The organism is Curtobacterium sp. MCLR17_051, assembly GCF_003234395.1.
GTDB lineage: Bacteria > Actinomycetota > Actinomycetes > Actinomycetales > Microbacteriaceae > Curtobacterium > Curtobacterium flaccumfaciens.
In genome coordinates, this window is record NZ_QKTA01000017.1 from 78,520 (window position 1) to 97,675 (window position 19,156).

19 protein-coding genes are annotated in these 19,156 nt (G+C 68.3%); 11 read left to right on the forward strand and 8 right to left on the reverse strand.

The features are described from left to right. Positions 1–171: 171 nt before the first annotated feature. The gene (locus tag DEJ06_RS14065) at positions 172–2,973 is read left to right on the forward strand and encodes a hypothetical protein (protein WP_111039713.1); all 2,802 of its coding nucleotides are present in this window, start codon (positions 172–174) and stop codon (positions 2,971–2,973) included. A 33-nt stretch (positions 2,974–3,006) separates the two neighbouring features. On the opposite strand, the gene DEJ06_RS14070 is transcribed toward DEJ06_RS14065, so the two are convergent. Next, positions 3,007–3,744: a GAF and ANTAR domain-containing protein gene (locus DEJ06_RS14070; protein WP_111039714.1), complete on the reverse strand. Its 738-nt coding sequence runs from the start codon at positions 3,742–3,744 to the stop codon at positions 3,007–3,009. A gap of 166 nt (positions 3,745–3,910) precedes the next feature. On the opposite strand from DEJ06_RS14070, the gene DEJ06_RS14075 reads away from it, so the two are divergent. Both DEJ06_RS14075 and DEJ06_RS14080 read left to right on the forward strand, forming a co-directional pair. Next, positions 3,911–5,062 (forward strand): acyl-CoA desaturase, encoded by a 1,152-nt coding sequence (locus DEJ06_RS14075; protein ID WP_111039715.1) that lies wholly within the window; start codon positions 3,911–3,913, stop codon positions 5,060–5,062. Between the two features lie 11 nt (positions 5,063–5,073). After that, on the forward strand, positions 5,074–6,078 hold the full coding sequence (locus DEJ06_RS14080; RefSeq protein ID WP_111039716.1) for a diacylglycerol kinase family protein: 1,005 nt from the start codon (positions 5,074–5,076) through the stop codon (positions 6,076–6,078). Here the strand turns inward: DEJ06_RS14080 and DEJ06_RS14085 are convergent. Then, positions 6,075–6,785 carry a GAF and ANTAR domain-containing protein gene (locus DEJ06_RS14085; RefSeq protein ID WP_111039717.1) on the reverse strand — a complete coding sequence of 237 codons (711 nt, stop codon included), beginning with the start codon at positions 6,783–6,785 and terminating at the stop codon, positions 6,075–6,077. The two genes, DEJ06_RS14080 and DEJ06_RS14085, sit on opposite strands and share 4 nt — an antisense overlap. Before the next feature lie 188 nt (positions 6,786–6,973). Between DEJ06_RS14085 and DEJ06_RS14090 the strand changes: the two genes are divergently transcribed. From DEJ06_RS14090 to DEJ06_RS14115, 6 genes are all read left to right on the forward strand, one after another. Beyond that, positions 6,974–7,705 carry a trypsin-like serine protease gene (locus DEJ06_RS14090; RefSeq protein ID WP_084740785.1) on the forward strand — a complete coding sequence of 244 codons (732 nt, stop codon included), beginning with the start codon at positions 6,974–6,976 and terminating at the stop codon, positions 7,703–7,705. Between the two features lie 144 nt (positions 7,706–7,849). Beyond that, the gene (locus DEJ06_RS14095) at positions 7,850–8,737 is read left to right on the forward strand and encodes an SDR family oxidoreductase (protein ID WP_110858568.1); all 888 of its coding nucleotides are present in this window, start codon (positions 7,850–7,852) and stop codon (positions 8,735–8,737) included. Between the two features lie 57 nt (positions 8,738–8,794). Then, positions 8,795–9,094, forward strand: coding sequence for a Dabb family protein (locus DEJ06_RS14100; protein WP_111088349.1), 300 nt, complete (start codon positions 8,795–8,797; stop codon positions 9,092–9,094). Between the two features lie 207 nt (positions 9,095–9,301). Beyond that, on the forward strand, positions 9,302–9,496 hold the full coding sequence (locus tag DEJ06_RS14105; RefSeq protein WP_111039719.1) for a hypothetical protein: 195 nt from the start codon (positions 9,302–9,304) through the stop codon (positions 9,494–9,496). Beyond that, positions 9,493–10,173: a hypothetical protein gene (locus DEJ06_RS14110; RefSeq protein WP_111039720.1), complete on the forward strand. Its 681-nt coding sequence runs from the start codon at positions 9,493–9,495 to the stop codon at positions 10,171–10,173. The genes DEJ06_RS14105 and DEJ06_RS14110 overlap by 4 nt, the downstream gene beginning before the upstream one ends. A gap of 42 nt (positions 10,174–10,215) precedes the next feature. Next, a complete protein-coding gene (locus DEJ06_RS14115) occupies positions 10,216–10,635 on the forward strand; it encodes a Rid family hydrolase (protein WP_111039721.1) in 420 nt (139 codons plus the stop codon). A 51-nt stretch (positions 10,636–10,686) separates the two neighbouring features. Here the strand turns inward: DEJ06_RS14115 and DEJ06_RS14120 are convergent, their stop codons facing one another. The 5 genes from DEJ06_RS14120 to DEJ06_RS18095 form a co-directional block, all read right to left on the reverse strand. Further along, the gene (locus tag DEJ06_RS14120) at positions 10,687–11,187 is read right to left on the reverse strand and encodes a hypothetical protein (RefSeq protein ID WP_258372474.1); all 501 of its coding nucleotides are present in this window, start codon (positions 11,185–11,187) and stop codon (positions 10,687–10,689) included. A gap of 20 nt (positions 11,188–11,207) precedes the next feature. Beyond that, entirely contained in the window at positions 11,208–12,005 is a 798-nt protein-coding gene (locus DEJ06_RS14125; protein WP_111039722.1) for an L-threonylcarbamoyladenylate synthase, read from the reverse strand. Between the two features lie 143 nt (positions 12,006–12,148). After that, positions 12,149–12,328: a DUF4259 domain-containing protein gene (locus DEJ06_RS14130; protein ID WP_111039723.1), complete on the reverse strand. Its 180-nt coding sequence runs from the start codon at positions 12,326–12,328 to the stop codon at positions 12,149–12,151. Between the two features lie 466 nt (positions 12,329–12,794). After that, complete coding sequence (locus DEJ06_RS14135; protein WP_111039724.1) at positions 12,795–14,651, reverse strand: AIPR family protein; 1,857 nt, start codon at positions 14,649–14,651, stop codon at positions 12,795–12,797. A gap of 531 nt (positions 14,652–15,182) precedes the next feature. Next, entirely contained in the window at positions 15,183–15,992 is an 810-nt protein-coding gene (locus tag DEJ06_RS18095; RefSeq protein ID WP_146245875.1) for a hypothetical protein, read from the reverse strand. A 41-nt stretch (positions 15,993–16,033) separates the two neighbouring features. Here DEJ06_RS18095 and DEJ06_RS14140 point away from each other — a divergent pair, with 41 nt between their 5' ends. Further along, the gene (locus tag DEJ06_RS14140) at positions 16,034–16,540 is read left to right on the forward strand and encodes an SDR family NAD(P)-dependent oxidoreductase (RefSeq protein ID WP_258372475.1); all 507 of its coding nucleotides are present in this window, start codon (positions 16,034–16,036) and stop codon (positions 16,538–16,540) included. A 66-nt stretch (positions 16,541–16,606) separates the two neighbouring features. Here DEJ06_RS14140 and poxB read toward each other — a convergent pair whose 3' ends face one another. Continuing rightward, positions 16,607–18,331 (reverse strand): ubiquinone-dependent pyruvate dehydrogenase, encoded by a 1,725-nt coding sequence (gene poxB, locus DEJ06_RS14145; protein ID WP_111039725.1) that lies wholly within the window; start codon positions 18,329–18,331, stop codon positions 16,607–16,609. 98 nt (positions 18,332–18,429) lie between these two features. On the opposite strand from poxB, the gene DEJ06_RS14150 reads away from it, so the two are divergent. After that, positions 18,430–19,137: a phosphatase PAP2 family protein gene (locus tag DEJ06_RS14150; RefSeq protein WP_071404807.1), complete on the forward strand. Its 708-nt coding sequence runs from the start codon at positions 18,430–18,432 to the stop codon at positions 19,135–19,137. Positions 19,138–19,156: the final 19 nt, after the last annotated feature.

The following is a 19,156-nucleotide window of genomic DNA, read 5'->3' on the forward strand; positions in this document are numbered from 1 at the left end:
CGCGGGGCCGTCCGCGTGCCGTCGGGTACCCGGATGTCGCACCCGTGAGGACCCTCAGGGACTGAGCCGTCACCTCATCCTCCAGGACGATCCGCGGTGAGCAGCGCGCTCTCTACTGTTGGCGACGGAGCGTGCGGTGGCGCATGCCCGTCGCACCAGGGGAGATCCGACGTGAACCGTTCGCCGAGACGCCGTTCCACCATCGCGCTGCAGATCGCGTGTTCGACACTCATCGCCGGGGCGCTCGCCGTCTCCGGCACGATCGCGGCGGTGCCGGCCACGGCCGCGCCGGGCGACGGGTCCACCGCCGCGACGGGGACGACCACGATCACGACGCCGGGCACGCCCGTCGCGCAGGGTGACGACTGGACGGTCACGCCGACCGACGGCGGGTACACCGTCGTCCTGACCCTCGCCGACCCGCTGCCGCTCCGTGCGGCGGCCCCCGTCCTGCTCGTGGACGGCACCGACGTCGGCGTCGCGCAGACGAGCCTCGACCAGCGGCAGCTGACGGTCACCACGACCGACCCGGCGGTCGCCGATGCCCGCAGCGTCGAGCTCGGCTGGACGGGCGAGACCGACCTGCAGGGCAACCGGCAGGCCGCCACCGCGCCGCAGACGGTCGCGCCGAGCGAAGCCCCGGCACCCCTGACCGACGACCCGGCGTCCGCAGGCCAGTACGCGGTCACCCGGGCCGACTACGACCTGGGCAACGAAGCCGAGACGATCAAGGGCTTCGGGCGCAAGGGCGAGATGCGTGCCGCCGTCTTCGTGCCGAAGGACGCCCCGGGCAAGCGCCCGGTCGTGGTGTTCCTGCACGGCCGCCACGAGGCGTGCTACGGCGGCACGTACAACCCGAAGGCGTGGCCGTGCGGGAAGGGACAGACCGACATCCCGAGCTACCTCGGCTACAACGCGGCAGCGACCGCGCTGGCGAGCCACGGCAACGTCGTCGTGTCGATCTCCGCGAACGCGATCAACGCCCTCGACGGCAGCTACTCGGACGACGGCGGAGCGGTGGCCCGCGGGCAGCTCGTCCTCGACCACCTCAGCCTGCTGCAGCGGGCGGACGCCGGACAGGAGCCCCGGCTCTCGCCGCTGCTCACCGGCAAGCTCGACCTGCAGGACGTCGGCCTCATGGGCCACTCGCGCGGTGGTGACGGCGTGGTCCGCGCGGCCCTGCTCAACACGCAGCGCACGAACCCCTTCGGCATCCGTGCCGTCCTGCCCCTGGCGCCGACCGACTTCGGACGCATGACCCTGCCGGACACCAACACGGCGGTCGTCCTGCCGTACTGCGACGGCGACGTGTCCGACCTGCAGGGACAGCACTTCTACGACGACTCCCGCACCGCCTTCGGGGACGACGTGCTGCGCTCCTCGGTGCTGGTGATGGGTGCGAACCACAACTTCTTCAACACGACGTGGACGCCCGGCAAGTACGCGAAGGCGTCGTCGGACGACTGGTACGACGAGTCCGACGCGGTCTGCGGGGCGAAGGCGAAGCACACCACGCGGCTGTCGTCCGACCAGCAGTACGCCGTCGGCACGAGCCTGATCAGCGGCTTCTTCCGCCTGACGCTCGACGGTGAGCAGCAGTTCCTGCCGATGTTCGACGGCACCAACCGCCAGCCCGCCGCCCTGGGCGCGGCCGACATCCGGGTGAGCGCCTCCCAGCCCGGCGCGAGCCGCCGTGACCTCGCCCTGTTCGACACCGCGAACCCGGCGATCACCACGACCGGTGCCCTGACGGCGAAGACCTGCGCGAGCTCCGACAGCCTGCCCGCAAAGCAGATCCTGCCGGCGTGCGTCTCGATCTCGTCCAACGCCCCGGACTACACCCCGGCCTACCTGGCGTCCTCGGTGCCGGCCACCCCCGCCCTGCACGTCTCGCCCACCAAGGCGGCGACCGGCGGCCAGGTGCACGTCCCGGTGGCTCCGGCGGCCGGTGACTTCACCGGGTTCCAGGCGCTGTCGCTCCGCCTCACCCCGGACGACACCGCGACGACGAACGCGAACGTCTCGATCACCCTCCGCGACGCGACCGGTGCCGTGACGACCCGACGCCTGTCCGACACCAGCCGTGCCGGACAGCTGCTCCCCGGTACCCGGATGGCCCCGCGCAAGACGATCCTGCAGCAGGCGCGCATCCCCCTCGACACGTTCACCGGCATCGACCTGACGTCGGTGCGCGAGGTGACCATCGACGTCCCGCAGAAGAACAGCGGGGTCCTGCTGAGCGACCTGTCGCTCGTGCCCGCTGCGACCCTCGGCACCCCGGTGGTCACGAAGCGTCCCGCCGCACGCATCGCGGACCGGTTCGTCGACGAGGGCCGTACCCGCACGGTGGTCCGGGCAGCGGTCGTGCTCTCCCGACCTGCCGAGCAGGCCACGACGGTGTCCTTCGACCTCGACCAGGCGTACGACGGGCGCATCCGCCCGGCGGTGCAGCCCGTCACGTTCCAGCCCGGTGAGGTCTGCCGCACGGTCGCGGTCTCGGTGAACGGTGACCGCACGCCGTCGTTCTCGCGGACGTCGGACTACGCGATGACCCTCAGCAACACCCAGGGCGGCTCGGTGATCGGCGACTCGGTCGGCACGATGCGCATCCGCGAGGACGACGGCGTGCGCAGCGTGAACGGACGGCCGACCGCGTCCGCTCCGGCGGTCGGGACCCCGGGTGACGCGTGCGCCGAGGCGCAGGCGTCCAGCACGGCCATCGCCGTGACGCCGACGAGCAGCCGGAAGGGTGCCAAGGTCGCGATCTCGGCGACGGGGTTCCGTGCCGGGGAGTCGGTCACCGTCAGCATCGACGGCGGTCGGGCCACCCGCACGACCGCCAACGCCGACGGCAAGGTCCGCCTGAAGATCACGAAGGCCGTGGCGGCGCTGGCGCCGGGCACGCACGTGGTGCACGCCCGTGGCTACGGCTCGGACCAGCGGGCCCGGGGCACCTTCACGACGACGAAGTAGTCGTGCGCGGTCCGGAGCGTCCCGAGCGAACCCTCAGGACGCTCCGGCCCCGATCAGGTCGGCGAGCGGGACGTCGTCGCGCGCCACGGCGGCGGCGACCTGGCTCAACGAGCGCTGGTGGCCGCGGGCGTAGCGACGGATCATGCCGAACGCCTGCTCGACGTCGACCCCCGCCGCACGGGCGAGGTACCCCTTGGCCTGCTCGATGGCGACCCGGCTGTCGAGCGCGCGCTGGAGCTGCTCCGCGGTGAGGGTCGCGTGCTCGAGGGTCCGTTGCTGCAACAGGCTGATGGTCGCGACGTCGGCGAGGGCCTGCGCGGCTCGGGCATCGGCTCCGTTCAGCGCCCCCTCGGTCTCGCGGAACAGGTTCAGCGACCCGACGGTGGTGTCCCGCAGCCGGAGCGGGATGGCGTGGACGCCCGCGTACCCGCGCGCCCTGGAGGCCTCGGCGAACCGCGGCCAGTGCTGCCGCAGGTCGTCGGCGTTCTCCGAGGTCACCAGCCGGCTGGTGGTCACGGCGGTGATGCAGGGCCCCTCGCCGGCGTTGAGCTGGAGCAGACCGATGAAGCTGCTGCGCTCGCTCGTCGACGCGACGACGCGCAGCTCGTCCTGCTGGTCGAGCAGGTGGATCGCGCCCGCGGCGGCGTCGAACAACTCGACCGCCCGGTCGACCAGCGTCTGCAGGACGTCGACCACGTCGTAGTCCGCCACCAGGCTGTCGGTGAGGGTCACGAACGTCTCGACCAGTCGTGCTTCGCGTACCTCGGTCATGTGGGGAACGGTCCTTCCGTCGAGCAGGCGGGACAACCGTAGCCGAGCAGCGGACACGCTGACCTGTGGCTTGCACCGAGGAGCGCGGCGGCTCTAGCGTTGGACCAGCAGCCCCAGACCCCGGCCGCCGGAACGATCCTCCATTCCGATGACGACCAGGGAATCCATGACCACGCAGCACGCCGGTACCAGCCCGCAGCGGGAGACCAGCTCGAAACCCCTCACCGGCGGCTACCGGAAGACCGGCTCCCCGGCCGGGCCGCGGACCGGCGGCACCTCGTCCTACTCCGCGCTGTTGGCGCAGGTGAAGGAAGCCGGGCTGCTCGAGCGCCGTCGGGGGTTCTACTGGGCGCTGTTCTCCGCGCTCGTCGTGGCGACGGCCGCGTGCTGGGTCGCGTTCGCGTTCCTGGGTGACTCGTGGTTCCAGCTGATCGTGGCCGGTGCGCTGGGTGTGCTGTTCACGCAGTTCGCGTTCCTGTCGCACGAGGCCGCGCACCGTCAGGTGTTCGAGTCCCAGAAGTGGAACGACCGCGCGGGCCGCTGGGTCGGCACGTTCCTGGTGGGCCTCAGCTACTCGTGGTGGATGAACAAGCACACGCGTCACCACGGCAACCCGAACACCGTCGGCAAGGACCCGGACATCGCGCCGGACGTGATCCGGTTCCTGCCGGAGGACGCCGCCGCCGTCAAGAACGGGCCGCTCCGGGTGTTCGTGCAGTACCAGGGCTGGCTGTTCTTCCCGTTGCTCACGCTCGAGGGCATCAACCTGCACCGGGCTGCGGTCATGTCGGTGCTCCGCGGGACGGGTGGGCGCAATGACGTCCGGGGGCGGGTCCTCGAGGGCATCCTGCTGGTTGCGCGGTTCGCGATCTACCTGACGGTGGTGTTCTGGTTCCTGCCGTTCGGGATGGCGTGTGCGTTCCTCGGGGTGCAGCTGGCCGTGTTCGGCGTGATGATGGGTGCCTCGTTCGCCCCGAACCACAAGGGCATGCCGACGATCGCCCACGACGCGAAGGTCGACTTCTTCTCCCGCCAGGTGCGCACGTCGCGCAACATCCGTGGCGGCTGGTGGGTGTCGTTCCTGATGGGTGGGCTGAACTACCAGGTCGAGCACCACCTGTTCCCGTCGATGCCGCGTCCGGCGCTGAAGCAGGCCCGCCTGCTCGTCCGTGACCACTGCGACACCCTCGACGTGCCGTACACCGAGACGACGCTGCTGCGCTCGTACGGGATCGTCGTCCGGTACCTCAACCGCGTCGGCCTCGCAGCCCGCGACCCCTTCGTCTGCCCGATGGTGTCCGAGCTCCGGATCCACTGACCACCAGCCCCGTGCCGAACCTCCCGAACGAACCGCAGCAGCTCCGAGCGGCGGTGGTCGTGAACCCGACCAAGATCGACCAGGCCCGCCTCCGAGCGGTGCTCCGCACCGAGGAGCGCGCACACGGATGGGCCGAGTCGCTCTGGTTCGAGACGAGCGCCGACGACGACGGACGGGCGGCTGCCCGGGCCGCACGCGACGCCCACCCGAGCGTCGTCCTCGTCGCCGGTGGTGACGGCACGCTCCGGGTCGTCGCCGCGGAACTCCGCGGCACCGGGATCCCGGTGGCGCTCCTCCCCAGCGGCACCGGCAACCTGTTCGCGCGGAACCTCGGTCTGCCCCTCGGCGACCTGGTGCGGTCCGTCCGAGCGGGCTTCAGCGGGACGGACCGCCCGATCGACGTCGGGTTGGCCGACCTGACCGACCCGGCGGGCACCACGACGTCGCACGCGTTCCTGGTGATGACCGGCATCGGGCTCGATGCGAGCATGGCCGCGGACACGAACGCGTGGGTGAAGAAGCGGTTCGGATGGGTCGCCTACTCGGATCCCATCGCCCGGTCCGTGATCGGCAACCGGCAGATCCCCGTGCACTACGGGATCGACGACGGCCCGCTCCGCAGCATGAGCGCACACACGATCATCGTCGGGAACTGCGGCACCCTGACCGCGGGCATCCTGCTGCTCCCCGCGGCGCGACCGGACGACGGCATCCTCGACGCCGTGGCGTTCCGGCCGGCCGGGTGGTACGGCTGGACCAAGGTCGGGTACGCCCTGACGCTCAACCGCTTCTTCGCGCGCACCCGGTTCGGGCGACTCCTGGCGCGGGTGCTGCCGACCTCGCGTGCGCTCCGGTACACACGGGCGAGGACGCTGCGGCTGACCGTCGACACCCCGGAGCGGGTGCAGCTCGACGGCGACGCGTTCGGCGAGGTGGTCGCGGTGACGCTCACCACCGACCACCACGGCCTGGTGCTGCGGACGGAGCCGGACGGGCCGCGGACCCGACGGGCCTAGCCGGTGCTGCCGAGGTCGGCACCCCGGTGCACGACGTCCTCCGCCATGGCCCGGATCCCGCGGCCCGCACCGGCAGCAGCACGTCGCAGGATCTGGAACGCCTCGTCCATCCGGATGCCCCGTCGGTACGCGAGTGCACCCTTGGCCTGTTCGAGGAGTTCCCGGGCCTCGAGCGCGTCCTCGACCTGTTCCTCGATCGTGGTCGACACCCCGCGGTCGCGCTGTCGCACGAGGGCAGCTGAAGCCGCGTCGGCGAGCAGCTGCATCAGCACGACGTCCTGGTCACTGTGCCCGCGGGTGTGGTCGGCGAAGACGCACAGCGAACCGATGGTCCGGTCCCGCAGAAGGATCGGCTCGGCGAACGTGCCGTGCAGCCCGCGGTCACGCATCGTTGCCGAGAACGCCGGCCACTCCGACTCGTGCGTCGACACGTCGGGCACGTCGATCGTCTCGCCGGTCCGGTAGCAGTCGAGACACGAGCCCTCGTTCGTCCCGAGCTGCGCTTCCTCGGCCTCGCTGCTGCGCTCGCTCGTCGAGGCGATGACCTGCAACGCACCGGATCGGTCCGCGAGCACGACCCCCGCCTCCGTCGCCGAGGTCCCCTCCACGCACGCCGCGATGACACGGTCCATGGCGTCGAGCACCTCGAGGTCAGGGTCCAGGGCCGGAGTCAACCGATCCGGCAGGTTGATCGCGTCACTGGTCATGCTTCGACGCTACGACCAGACCGATGGCGCACGGCTCAGCCAGTTCGCGTACCGGATCACGGCGTTCGGGTCCGCAAGCAGCCGCGTCCGTCGAAGTGCGGACTGGCGCGACCCCTGGACAGGGGGTCAGGATGACGCATCAGTTGCACAGAGCAACTGGCAGGTGCTTCACCGACAGAGGAGTCGTCATGAAGAAGTCCATCGCAGCCGCGTTCGCCGCGGTCGCCGTCATCACCGCCGGCGTGTTCGCCGCTTCGCCCGCGTCCGCGCTGCCCGTCAGCACGAAGGTCGTCGGCGGCGAGAAGGCCCCCACCACCTCGTGGGCGGTGCAGCTCGAAGCCTCCGGCGGCAGCATCCCCTCCGGCTACGTCAGCAACTGCACCGGCGAGCAGCTCAACGCCTCGTGGATCCTCACCGCCCGGCACTGCATCGACGGCATCGGCGCGATGAACGTGTACCACTCCAACTCCACCGTGAACCGCGGCACGGCCGTCGCCGTCGACCGCGTCAGCGCCTCGCCGGCGGGTGACATCGCGCTCGTGCACCTGCGGACCGCCTACTCGCTGTCCACCTACGCACCCCTCGACCTCACCGCGACGGCCAAGTCGAGCGGCACCGGCACCATCCAGGGCTACGGCCTGCGTGCGAACGCGACCCAGTCCGACGGCCTGTACCAGGCCACGGTCTCGCTCACCGGCGCGAGCACCGACGCCTTCAGCGGTCGTGCCCAGCACCTCACCGGCGTGACCGGCGCCTCGAACCACGGCGACTCGGGCGGCCCGCTGCTCGTCAACGGCAAGGTCGTCGCCGTCTGCTCCACCGGTGACAGCGCCGACCCAGGCGCGAACACCAAGGCCGGCTCGAACTACGCCCTGCTGTCGCAGGCCTCGTCCTGGATCCGGACCACGGCCGGCGTCTGAACCACCTGACGGACTGGAGGCGCGGTGTCAGCTGGCACCGCGCCTCCAGTCCGTCCCACCCGTCTCCAGGGCGTTGCTCGCCTGTTCGGCGTCCGTCACCCACCAGCTGAGCGCCCGTGCGGGCGCCGCGACGACAGTGGGGCCATGAGCCAGTACGAGAAGCGCGATCCGAACACCCTCTACCCGGCACCGCCGTACCCGAAGCAGGAGCAGTCGCTGCCGGGCGCCGCGTGGAAGATGGACCCGAAGCCCGACCACGGCGAGGAGAGCTACGTCGGGCTCGGACGGCTGAAGGGGTACCGCGGCATCGTCACCGGTGCTGATTCCGGCATCGGCCGTGCCGCCGCCATCGCCCTGTCGCGCGAGGGCGCGGACCTGGTGCTCTCGTACCTGCCGGACGAGCAGGAGGACGCGGAACAGGTCCGCGACCTGCTCGAGTCCGAGGGTCGTCGGGCCGTGCTGTTCCCCGGCGACATCTCCGACGAGCAGTACTGCACGGACCTGGTGCAGAAGGGCGTCGACGAGTTCGGCGGTCTCGACACCCTGGTCATGGTCGCGGGGCGCATGGAGAGCAACGAGGACATCCTCACGCTCGACACCTCGATGTTCGACTCCACCTTCAAGACGAACATCTACTCGCTGTTCTGGCTGACCAAGGCTGCGGTGCCGCACCTCGAGCCCGGTTCGACCATCGTGACGACCGGCTCGATCCAGGCGTCGACGCCCTCGCCGGACAAGATCGACTACGCCGTGTCGAAGGGCGCGATCAAGCTCTTCACCGAGGCCGTCGCGCAGCAGCTCGCGCCGAAGGGCATCCGTGTGAACTCCGTCGCACCGGGGCCGGTGTGGACACCGCTGCAGCCGGGCTCCGACGACGCCGAGACGGTGTCGCACTTCGGTGAGAGCTCGCCGTTCGGCCGTCCCGGTCAGCCCGCCGAGCTCGGTGCCGCCTACGTGCACCTGGTCAGCCCGGAGTCGAGCTACCAGTCCGGGTCGACGATCACGATCGCGGGCGGGACGCCGGCGTTCTGATCTGCCGTTCTGGGCTTTTGGCGTTTTCGCGTTCTTGCGTTCGAGGAAGGGGACCACGTGTCCGGAGTGACGCACACCGTGCTGGTCGAGTGGGACGGGGAGGACCGGTCGTCCGAGGCCTCGGCCCTGTCGCGTGAGCACCTGCCGCGGGTCGAGGGGGTCGAGTCGGTGCAGGCCGGCACGAGCGTGAGCACCGAGGGACTGGAGGGCGGGTTCCACTGGATGCTCGTCGTCCGGTTCCGCGATCGTGCAGCGCTCGCCGGGTACCTGCCGCACCCGGAGCATCGGCCGGTGGCCGAGTTCATCGGTGCGGCGAGTGCGCGGGTCGTCGTGTTCGACGTCGAGGACGCCGCCTGATCGCTGCGTCGGAAGCTGTGTAACGCTCTGGTTGCGATGGCGGACGAGGGGTTCCGTTCCTCGTGGAGGCTCGACGTACGGTGGATCGGCCATCGCAACGGCGCGGGGGTCATCGGCCGGCGCTGCGGCTCTCCGGAGCCCGCGCCGGTCGGGTCCCCGCCTGCGGGCGGGGACCCTTCGACATCCGCCGACGGAGGGAAACAGACGATGCCCGGCAACCCGAACCCGTTCGTCCACGACGGCGCGAAGATCCTGCTCGGCGAGACGGGAGCGGCGCACTGCGACGAGTGCGGTGACGCCGTCCGGCTCGACCCGCGGATCGGCAGCTGGAGGACCGTGCAGCAACCCGGCCCCCAGCTCCCGCCTCACCGGCAGCGGCGCGGTGCGGCGGGGGCCGCGTGAACGGCACCGCCCGGACCGCCGGGGTGACCCTCGGGCTCATCGCAGCGATTGCGCTGACCGCCTGTTTCGGCACACCGGCCGCGACGCCGACCCGGACCGTGACCGCGACTGCCACCGCGACCCCGGAGGCGCCGGCTGACCCCGACACTCCGACCCCCGCTGCGACCCCGACCGCGACGGACACGGCCTTCAGCCTGTCGGACCCCGCGACGTGGACCATCTCGACCGAGGAGGTCGGACCGATCGCCCTCGGTGGTCCGGTGCAGGGCGAGATCGACGACCTGGCAGCCGCCTACACCCGGAGTACGGATGCGTGCCCGGCCAGCCCGGAGACGACGTTCTGGGAGCGATCCGACGCCCCCGGGCTCATCGTCATCCCCCGCGACGGGAAGGTCGCCGGGGTGACCATCGGTGGGGTGGGGTCGGACCCGGTGACGACGAACTCGCCCGAGACCGACGCCGGGATCGGCATCGGAGCACCCCTGACCGAGGTGCGCTCCGCGTACCCGGACCTGCAGTACACCGGCACCTACGGTGAGGACCAGGGGCCGTACTCGATGTGGAGCGTGCAGGCCGACGGGCGCTACATGACGTTCCAGCTGGGGACGGACGGCACCACCGTGGGGGCGATCTGGGTGGGGTCGGTCGCGATGTTGCCGTACGAGTACTGCGCCTGACGCCGCCGAGGGTCGAACGTCGCTGCTGGCAGGATGACCGGTATGGCCAGCGCTGTCCGTCTCATCCGGTCCGACGTCCTGAGCGATGCGGCGCAGTACGCGTACGCGTCCACCGTGCCGGCCGGGACGCGGCTCGTGTTCCTCGCCGGGGCCTGCCCGCTCGCCGCGGACGGGTCCACCGTCGCGGTCGGCGACTACGCGGGCCAGGCAGCCCGGTGCATCGAGACGATGCAGGAGGCGCTGCGTGCCGCAGGTGCGTCCATCGAGGACGTCGTGAGCACCCGGGTGCTCGTGGCGTCCTCACGGCAGGCCGACCTCGTCGCCGCATGGCAGGTGGTGCGCGATGCCTTCGGCGCGCACGACGTGCCGAGCACCCTGCTCGGGGTCACGGTGCTCGGCTACGACGACCAGCTGGTCGAGATCGAAGCCGTCGCGGCCGTCGCGGACGGTCAGCCCACGTGACGACGCGAGGTGTCGAGGTTCCCGCGCTCGCGCGCCTCGCGCACGCTCGCCTCAGAAGCCCGGACCTGCTTTGACCAGGGCGATGCCGACACCGACGAGCGCGAGGACGAGACCGGCCACGAACGTCCGCGGGGACGGGTTCTCCCCGCGGAGCCTGGCCACGACGGGCCCGAGGAGCGCGAGCCGGAGCACGAGGTACGCGATCGCGATGATCTCGGCCGCGAGCCCGGACGTGCCGGTCAGCCAGGCGTAGGCGAGGACGGCAGCCGGCAGGAGACCGGAGGTGAGGATGGGCAGCGAATCTCGCAGCTCGGCGCGGACGGTCTCCCCGGTGAGGCGGTGGTCGCTCCGCGCACGTCGTCCGACCGATTCGGCGAAGGTGTGTGCGAGGAAGGTCGAGAACGCGGTGGCGAGGACGTACCAGAGCCCCCGGCCGCTCTCGGCGGTGTCCGGGAGCATCGGTGCGATCGTGCCGAGGATCACGATGTTGCCGTACACGAACGCGGTGATGCGGCTCGAGGCGTCCTCACGCGACAGGCGCTGCCGGCCCACGGAAGTCCTCTCGTGCGGGCTCAGTAGTACTCACCCTGCCGGTAGTCCCAGCTCGTGAACGTGTCCGCGAGCAACCCCATGATCCGGTCGACGTCGAGCCCCTTGCGGATCAGCGTCGGTGCGGGGACGACCGATCGGCGTCCGTCCTGCAGCGGGATCAGGGCTCCGGTGCTGTCGACCATCGACACCATGACGCCCTGCTCGTAGCGGGTCTCGGCACTCTGCTCCGGCTGGATGGACGCGACGTAGTCGTCCGCCTCGACGATCACGTCGGCGCGCTCGGCGATGCGCTCGCCGATGCCGTCCACCACGCCACGGTTGCCGGTGCCCGACGGGTTGGCCGAGCTCGCGAAGGCGAACTTGCCGTGCTCGGTCCAGAGCTCGCGGGCGGCGAGCTCACCGGGGACGCCGAACTTGATGACGAAGCAGGACGTCCCGCGGGTGTCCATCATGAGTTCGTCGGAGCCGTCCGCCGGCAGTGCCGCTCGACCCTCGTCACTCCAGGGCAGGATGCACCCGAGTAGGACGTCCTCGTCCCAGCACCGCTGGTACAGGGCGTCGATCTCGGGGGTGAGCTGCGCGATGCTCCGGAGCATCGCGAGCGAGCTCACGAGCACGACGCCCGGCTTGTTGCGGTTGCGTTCCTTCGCGTCGAACTTGCGCTCCAGACCCGCGCGGTCCGAGGTCATCAGGATGTAGCCGACCTTGGTCGGGACCACCGCCAGCCCGCCGTCGTGCAGCAGCGCGTCCACCGCACTGCGCGGCACGCCACCGTCCCAGTGCACCCGGTTCATGCTGACCTGCGTGTCGTCGTTCATGCCCGTCCTCGTCCCACTCTGGAGTCAGACGATCGTCTGACAGCGGGAGCCTATGGACGGCGTCCGAGCCGGACAAGGGCGAAGGACCCGACCTGTGGGCCTTCTCCGAAGGGTTCAGGCGGGCTCGCAGTGAACGGCCGTGGTCAGTCCGTGCCGAGACGTGCGACGAGCCGGGCGATCGCCTCGTCCCACTCCGCCCCGTCGCTCTCGGCCCAGAGCTCCGCGAGTTCACCGGCCGGGTCGGCGGAAGCGCTGACGGCCCGCCGGGCCTGCTCGGTCAGCCGCCGGTTCGGCTTGCGTCCGGGACCGACGAGAGCCTCCACGCTTCCGATTTAGGCATCGGTCTGTGCCAATCGACCCAGGCCGTGTGTGGCCATCTCTGCTGCGATGGCGGAGACGACCGTGCCCCTCCACATCCGGACCCTCGCGCGAACGGCGCTTTCTCGTAGCGGGGGCGGGTCCCCGCACAGTAGGACACTTCCCGAAAACTCAAACCGCCTGGCGGCGGGGAGGGGAGCGGAGGGGAAGCGCCCGACCGGGATCGGGCTCCTCGTGGGATTCCGCGTAAATTGATCAACCGCCGGCAGGAGAATTCAACCGGGCCCGAGCTTCTGTCCGATCGTAGCGACAGCACAGCAAGAGGATCGTAAGTAGTACAAGTGCTGGGCGTGACTCGACCCCAGAGCCATACGGCTGGAGCTCCGGGGTCGATCAACTAATGGAAGAAGCGCCACGCCTGTGACTATTCAAGCGGTAGAGAATACCTGTATCGGTGGTCCAGGACAGACCTCATGGCTTCGAATTTGCAAGAGCCTTGTTCAACAGCACGACAACGCTGTCAGTAAAACTCTGTACCTTAACTGCATCTCCGTTAAGAGGGGCTCCGCCCAGCGCCTCGTCGATAATCTCGGCAGCCTGGTCAAAGGTCTGCATTGCTTTGACGTCGTCCCATAGTGCTGCATTGACAGAATTGGCGTACTTGTTCATCTGATTGGCAGTGAGGGCGGGCATGTTCAATCCTCCAGATAGGAAGCGGAATGCCATAAGAAGGTGGTAGCGGGCCGGCTTGTATCGGACAGGGAGCAGGCCATTTCGAAACAAATACTCAAGCTTGTAGTATGCAAAGGCCGCGGTGTAGTAGGGCTCCAGCTTGTGGCCCTTGTGGAACATTGCACTTCCTACCCCATTCTTCAATGCTCCGTAATATCTGGCCGCCCGATGTGCGTCGTTGAGAAACATTGCGGCAAAAGCGCGAATCTCGATTTGCTTCGTGATAATCCGTACCTTCTCGATGCCTGCTACCGAGTTGTACTGCCTCGATCGACGCTCATAGTAAAGGCGTTGCTTTTCGGGGAAAGCCAGAAGAAACTTCTCAAGGTCCTTTTGAAAGCCTTCCAGGGCGAAAAGATCCTCTTCGGTGACTTCAGTTTGACGATTAGTCGCTGTCGCAATTGCGCTAATGACTTCTTCGTCGAGCGACGCGATTAGCTTGAAGGGAACCTGGAGGTCTTCCTTGAGGCTGGATCGGTTGTTGTACAGTACGTGGCTTGTCTGGCAGCCGTTGACGATCTGGAAGTCTGATGCAAAGAACTTGTTACCGACGTTGCGCAGCTCGCGGGCAACGAGAGTGATGCCGTTATTCAAGACGGCAAAGCGGTCCTGTCCAGTAGTCGTCTGAAGACTGTCCTGCATCTCACCGTTAACCGGGTTATCTCCTTGGTAGTCCCGCACGTTGTCGACAAAGATGTGCTTGCGGATCCCTGCATCAGGGTCACTCACGATCTTCAGGAACTCGGAGAGTGGGAGCGCACCAAGATAGGATTCGCTTACCCCAGGGATGTCACTCAGTGTCGCCTTATTCACAAAGATAAACTCTGCCAGAACGCTGTTTTTGCTACGGGACCAACTTGCTTGGACTTCTGAAGCGCCTGCCGCACGGAAATTCACATCTTCGAAAAGATTCAATGAAGTGAGCTTGGCGCTAATCTGTTTAATTTTGATTTCAAGCTGCTGATCGTTTTGCCAACTTCCCGTGGTGACGAAGTGTAACTCGCATTGCGGCCGGCCCTTTTTGAAGCTCGCACTTTGTTCGTATATCCAGGTCATCAAGTCCCGGAAGGCCGCGATCTTCTCGTTGATTGGAGTTTCCAGCTCCTCCCTGAAGAAATCGAATACGCCGTCTCCGAACGCGACCATCTGCTCACCGCTAAAGCCCGAAGCTGACTTCGCTTGTGTAAACTGAAAGCGAACATCCAGCGATCCGTTGGTTTCAAGAAGGCTTTTGGCTTCATCGACTGCGGAAACCAGGACGCCGTTGACAAAGATCCCGATGCCGTCAAGCCCAAGATCGTTTCCGCCACCGGTATGTACGTCGTTGATATCGAACTCTTCGTCGTAAGAGTCGCTCGTGACGCAGTAATTGACAAAGTGTTCGAATAGCACGTCTAACTTCATAGCAGCAGGGAGGGACTGCTCCTTGCGAAAGGCCTCGATATTGGCTTTAGTGATCCGGTCCATTTTTCCCCCATGTCGATTGTAGGTGCGCACCGTACGCTGGTCCCTCGAGCTACCTTTGGGGGCGCCGCCCCCGCGGTTGTCCGGTATGAGGGTGCCGGTGGCGTCCAATACTCTCATGTCGGCGAGCACGGGTTGTCCGGATACAGGCTCGCCTTGGCAAGCTCCTGCATTGGGCCGTCGCCCTTACTCGCAGCCGGGTAAGCACCAGTGGTTCGAGGCGTGCGTCGATGATGTCATCGTCAAAGCGGAGGGTCTGGAACTCGGCATGGGTCGCCTTGCGTGTCTACTCTTGCGCCGGGAGCTTGGCGTCTTCAGAGACAACCAACCCTGCCTATGGCTCCAGCGCGATGAAGTGTTTGATCGCCTCCGCGGAGTCTACGAGCGACGCACAGGTCTTTACGGTGGTGATGGTTTCGTCGCAGGGCAGGTTGCCGCCTCGCGGACGAACTCGGGTCGTGCTGCGTCCAGCGAAAGAGTCAAACGTCCCGGCTCTCCGCGTTAACTTATGTCATCATCTAGCGGATCGCGGGTGGTCCTTCGGCCTGCTTGCTAGGCGTTCCGGTGGGTCCTGGCGAACTCTGATTTCGATCGAGGACAGGGCCACGGTTACGCGCTACTTCGTTCTCCAGGTCGGCCCGGACCAGCGCCTGGCTGCTCTCGCTAGGTGGTGGGGCTTGAGCGGCGGGCTATAGCGCCTGAAGTGAACCACTGGACCAGCGACACCGCCATTATGACGGCGGCTTCAGCAGCTTCAGCCGTCGGAGGTGCTGAGTCGTTGCTCCCGTGGCGGTCGGTTTGCCCGTTCCACAGCTCGGCGCAGAGGGAGAGCACCGTACTGCCTGAGCTACCGTCAAAAGGTAGGCCCCAATCGCCGTCACCCTTCATCTGTCCGATAACAGTCCCAAGCGTGGCTTTTCCGTGCTTGGGCTGAACGACGGGAATGGCCGCCTCCTCGACAGCCTTGATCGCAATCGAGTACGCAACGCTGGGATTGGGTTGAAGGCCGAATGCCTGATTCCATGCCTCTGCGAGTCTCGCGCCAGAGCTGCCCGAGGCCATCGCTCGTTCAGCTGCCTCCGCCACAGCTTCGTTGACGCGCCGTTGGAGGCCTGTAAACGCTCCTCTGATGCCTACCGTCCAGGCTGATCCGCCCTCGTTCAAGAGCGTCGCAAGGCGCTTGACCACGGCGGCGTTCCCGCGCCAGCGGTAAACCAGGTAGTCGACGAGTCGGAGAATCGTGGCGTCGTCGAGGTCAGCCCAGAAGCGGTTGAAGCCCCGTTCGTCCAACACCCAAGCAATCGGCGAGTTCGACCTCGTTGCGACATCAAAGTCTTCGAGCACGGAAACCCCTGAGCCCGTGTCGATGAGCGCCGCCGCCCACCGTTTGAGTGGAGCGTAAATCCACGCCGGAACCCCGTCAATTAGGGTCTCAAAGACCGCCGGGTCAGCATCCATCGGGGTCCACTCCATGTGCACATCATGTCGTATCTTTTCTTTCCGTGTGTGTGTGTGTGGGGGGGGGCTTCGCCCACGTCGACGCGAACGGCGGACTCGACGTGCTGGTCAACAACGCCGGCATCGCCGTCTGGGGGCAGAGCGGGCCCGAGGCGCTCGCCGTCTTCGACACGAACGCCGTCGGCACGATCCGCGCGACCGAGGCCGCGCTGCCGCTCCTGCGTCGCTCCGCGAACCCGATCGTGGTGAACCTGTCGAGCGCGCTCGGCTCCTTCACCGCCACCCACGACCCGTCGAAGCCCGCGTTCACCGTGCCTGCCGTGGTCTACGGCGCGTCCAAGGCCGCCGTCTCGATGCTGACGGTGCAGTACGCACGCGTCGTGCCCGAGGTGCACTTCGTCGCGATCGAGCCCGGTTACACGGCCACCGAGTTCGGTGGCATGCCGAACCCGCACGGTCGCCCCGTCGAGGTCAGCGCCGCGACGATCGCGGCCGCCGCGAGCGCGGGCCCGGAGGGCCCCACCGGCGTGTTCCTGGAGGACGGCCAGACGCTCGGGTGGTGACGAAAAGGCGGCCTGGAGGCGCGGTGCCAGCTGGCACCGCGCCTCCAGGCCGTCATCCGCTCGCTTCTACAGCAGCTGGCGCGCGTTGGTGGACGCGAGGTCCAGCAGCTCGTCGCCGCGACCCGACAGCACCGTGCGGATGGCGTAGAGCGTGAAGCCCTTCGCCTGCTCCAGCGTCACCGCCGGGGGCATGGAGAGTTCCTGGCGGTTCGCGCGGACCGACACGAGCGCGGGACCGTCGTGCGCGAGCGCGGCGGCCATCGCGTCCTCGAAGTCGTCGGACACGTCGACGTGGAAGCCCTTGATGCCGATCGCCTCGGCGACGGCGGCGAAGTCCGGGTTCTGCAGCTCGGTCCCGTAGTTCACGAAGCCGGCGGCCTTCATCTCGAGCTCGACGAAGTTGAGCGACGAGTTGTCGAACACGACGATCTTCACCGGCAGCTTGTTCTGCACGATCGTGATGAGCTCACCGAGGAGCATCGTCAGCCCGCCGTCACCGGCCAGGGCGATCACCTGCCGGTCCGGGAACGCGGTCTGCGCACCGATCGCCTGCGGGACGGCGTTCGCCATCGTGCCGTGCACGAACGAGCCGATCAGCCGGCGCTTGCCGTTCATGGTGAGGTAGCGCGAGGCCCAGACGACGGGGGAGCCGACGTCGGGGATGAAGACGGCGTCCTCGGCGGCGAGCCGGTCGAGCACCCGGGCGACGTACTGCGGGTGCAGCGGCTTCTTCTTCCCGGCGGGGACCGCCAGGTCGTCGAGCTTCTCGCGGGTCTTCCGGTAGTGCTTCAGGGAGTCCTCGAGGTGCTTCGTCGGGTGCGAGCCGGTCAGCAGCGGGATGAGCGCGAGGGCGGTGTCCTTGACGGTGCCGACCAGCCCGATGTCGACGGGGTGCCGGCGGCCGAGCTGCGAGCCGCGGATGTCGACCTGCACGTGCTTCGCCTTGGCCGGGAAGAACTGCTGGTACGGGAAGTCCGTGCCGAGCATGAGCACGACGTCGGCGTCCTCCATCGCGCGGTACCCGGACGCGAAGCCGAGCAGCCCCGTCATGCCGACGTCGTACGGGTTGTCGTACTCGATGTACTCCTTGCCACGCAGCGCGTGCACGATCGGGGCCTGCAGCCGCTCGGCCAGGGCGACGACCTCGTCGTGGGCGTCCGCGACGCCGGCTCCGGCCAGGATGGTGATCCGGTCGGCACCGTTCAGCAGGTCGGCGGTGCGCTGGAGCTCGGCCTCGCTCGGCACGATGCGCGGGGTGGCCCGCTCGATGCGGGTGGTGCGGTCGTCCTTCGCCTCGGCGAGCAGCACGTCGCCCGGGATCACGAGCACCGCGACGCCGCGCTTCTCGATCGCCTCGCGCATCGCGATCTCGAGCAGGCGGGGCATCTGGACGGGGTCGGCGACGTACTCGACGTAGACGGAGCACTCGCGGAAGAGCTCCTGTGGGTGCGTCTCCTGGAAGTAGCCGGAGCCGATCTCCGCCGTGGGGATGTGCGCGGCGATCGCCAGCACCGGCACCCGCGAACGGTTCGCGTCGTACAGGCCGTTGATCAGGTGCAGGTTGCCGGGCCCGCAGCTGCCGGCGCAGACGGTCAGGTCACCGGTCAGGGCGGCCTCGGCAGAGGCGGCGAACGCGGCCGCCTCCTCGTGCCGGACGTGCTCCCACCGCATCGTGCCGTCCTTGCGCAGGGCGTCGGTGAAGCCGTTCAGGGAGTCCCCGGGCAGGCCGTAGACCCGGTGGATGTCGTTGGCGCGGAGGGTGGCGACGATGTTCTCGGCAACGGTTGGCATGTGCCCTGTCTACTCGCGACCGCTGCGCTGAACGCTTTCGGAGTTTTGTGAGGCTCACTCGCCCTGGGATGCCGGGGTCGGGCTGCGACGATGGCGGGATGACCGACGACGCGCCGCTCCTCCGTCCCCGCCGACGGGAGCCCGCCGCGTACGGGATCCTCGAGCGCTCGCCGTACCCGCTCGTCTCGGTGGCGATCGCCGTCATCGCGGTCGTCGTCATCACCATCGTCGGGTTCACCCTCGGCACCGTGGACCTGGGGCTGTCGAAGGCCCTCAACGCGCTGCACACCGGGTTCATCGGTGCGTTCAGCACGGCGGTCTACCACGTGATCAGTCCGGCGCCGGCGATCGGGATCACGGTCGTCGTCGTCGCCGTGATCTGGTGGCGCACGCGCGACCTGCGCCCGGCCCTGGCGTTCGGCGGCACCATCGCGATCACGTGGGTGCCGTCCGCGATCGTGAAGGAGATCGTGCACCGCGCCCGGCCCGACGTGGCCGTGCTGCCGCACCCGTTCCCCGTGCAGCCCGACCCCGGGTACCCGAGTGGGCACACGGTCTACATCACGGCGTTCGTGATCGCCCTGATCTGGCTGCTCCGCGAGACCCGGTGGCACCGGCTCGCCCTGACGCTCGGGGTCGTGGCCATCGTGATCGTGTTCTTCGCGGTGTCGATCGACGCGGTCCACTACCCGACCGACGCCGCTGCCTCGATCCTGTGGGCGCTCGCCGTGGCGCCGGGGGTGCGGGTGGTGTGGGTCGACTGGCTCATGCCGCGGGTGCCGTTCCTGCGGCCGGGGCGGGGCTGAGGCCGGGCTGGTTGGGGCC

Coding starts and splice junctions, on each gene's coding strand:
- DEJ06_RS14095 (WP_110858568.1), top strand. CDS start 7,850: ATGAGCCAGTACGAGAAGCGCGATCCGAACACCCTCTACCCGGCACCG.
- DEJ06_RS14105 (WP_111039719.1), top strand. CDS start 9,302: ATGCCCGGCAACCCGAACCCGTTCGTCCACGACGGCGCGAAGATCCTG.
- DEJ06_RS14090 (WP_084740785.1), top strand. CDS start 6,974: ATGAAGAAGTCCATCGCAGCCGCGTTCGCCGCGGTCGCCGTCATCACC.
- DEJ06_RS14150 (WP_071404807.1), top strand. CDS start 18,430: ATGACCGACGACGCGCCGCTCCTCCGTCCCCGCCGACGGGAGCCCGCC.
- DEJ06_RS18095 (WP_146245875.1), bottom strand. CDS start 15,992: ATGGAGTGGACCCCGATGGATGCTGACCCGGCGGTCTTTGAGACCCTA.
- DEJ06_RS14085 (WP_111039717.1), bottom strand. CDS start 6,785: ATGACCAGTGACGCGATCAACCTGCCGGATCGGTTGACTCCGGCCCTG.
- DEJ06_RS14070 (WP_111039714.1), bottom strand. CDS start 3,744: ATGACCGAGGTACGCGAAGCACGACTGGTCGAGACGTTCGTGACCCTC.
- DEJ06_RS14115 (WP_111039721.1), top strand. CDS start 10,216: ATGGCCAGCGCTGTCCGTCTCATCCGGTCCGACGTCCTGAGCGATGCG.
- poxB (WP_111039725.1), bottom strand. CDS start 18,331: ATGCCAACCGTTGCCGAGAACATCGTCGCCACCCTCCGCGCCAACGAC.
- DEJ06_RS14075 (WP_111039715.1), top strand. CDS start 3,911: ATGACCACGCAGCACGCCGGTACCAGCCCGCAGCGGGAGACCAGCTCG.
- DEJ06_RS14125 (WP_111039722.1), bottom strand. CDS start 12,005: ATGAACGACGACACGCAGGTCAGCATGAACCGGGTGCACTGGGACGGT.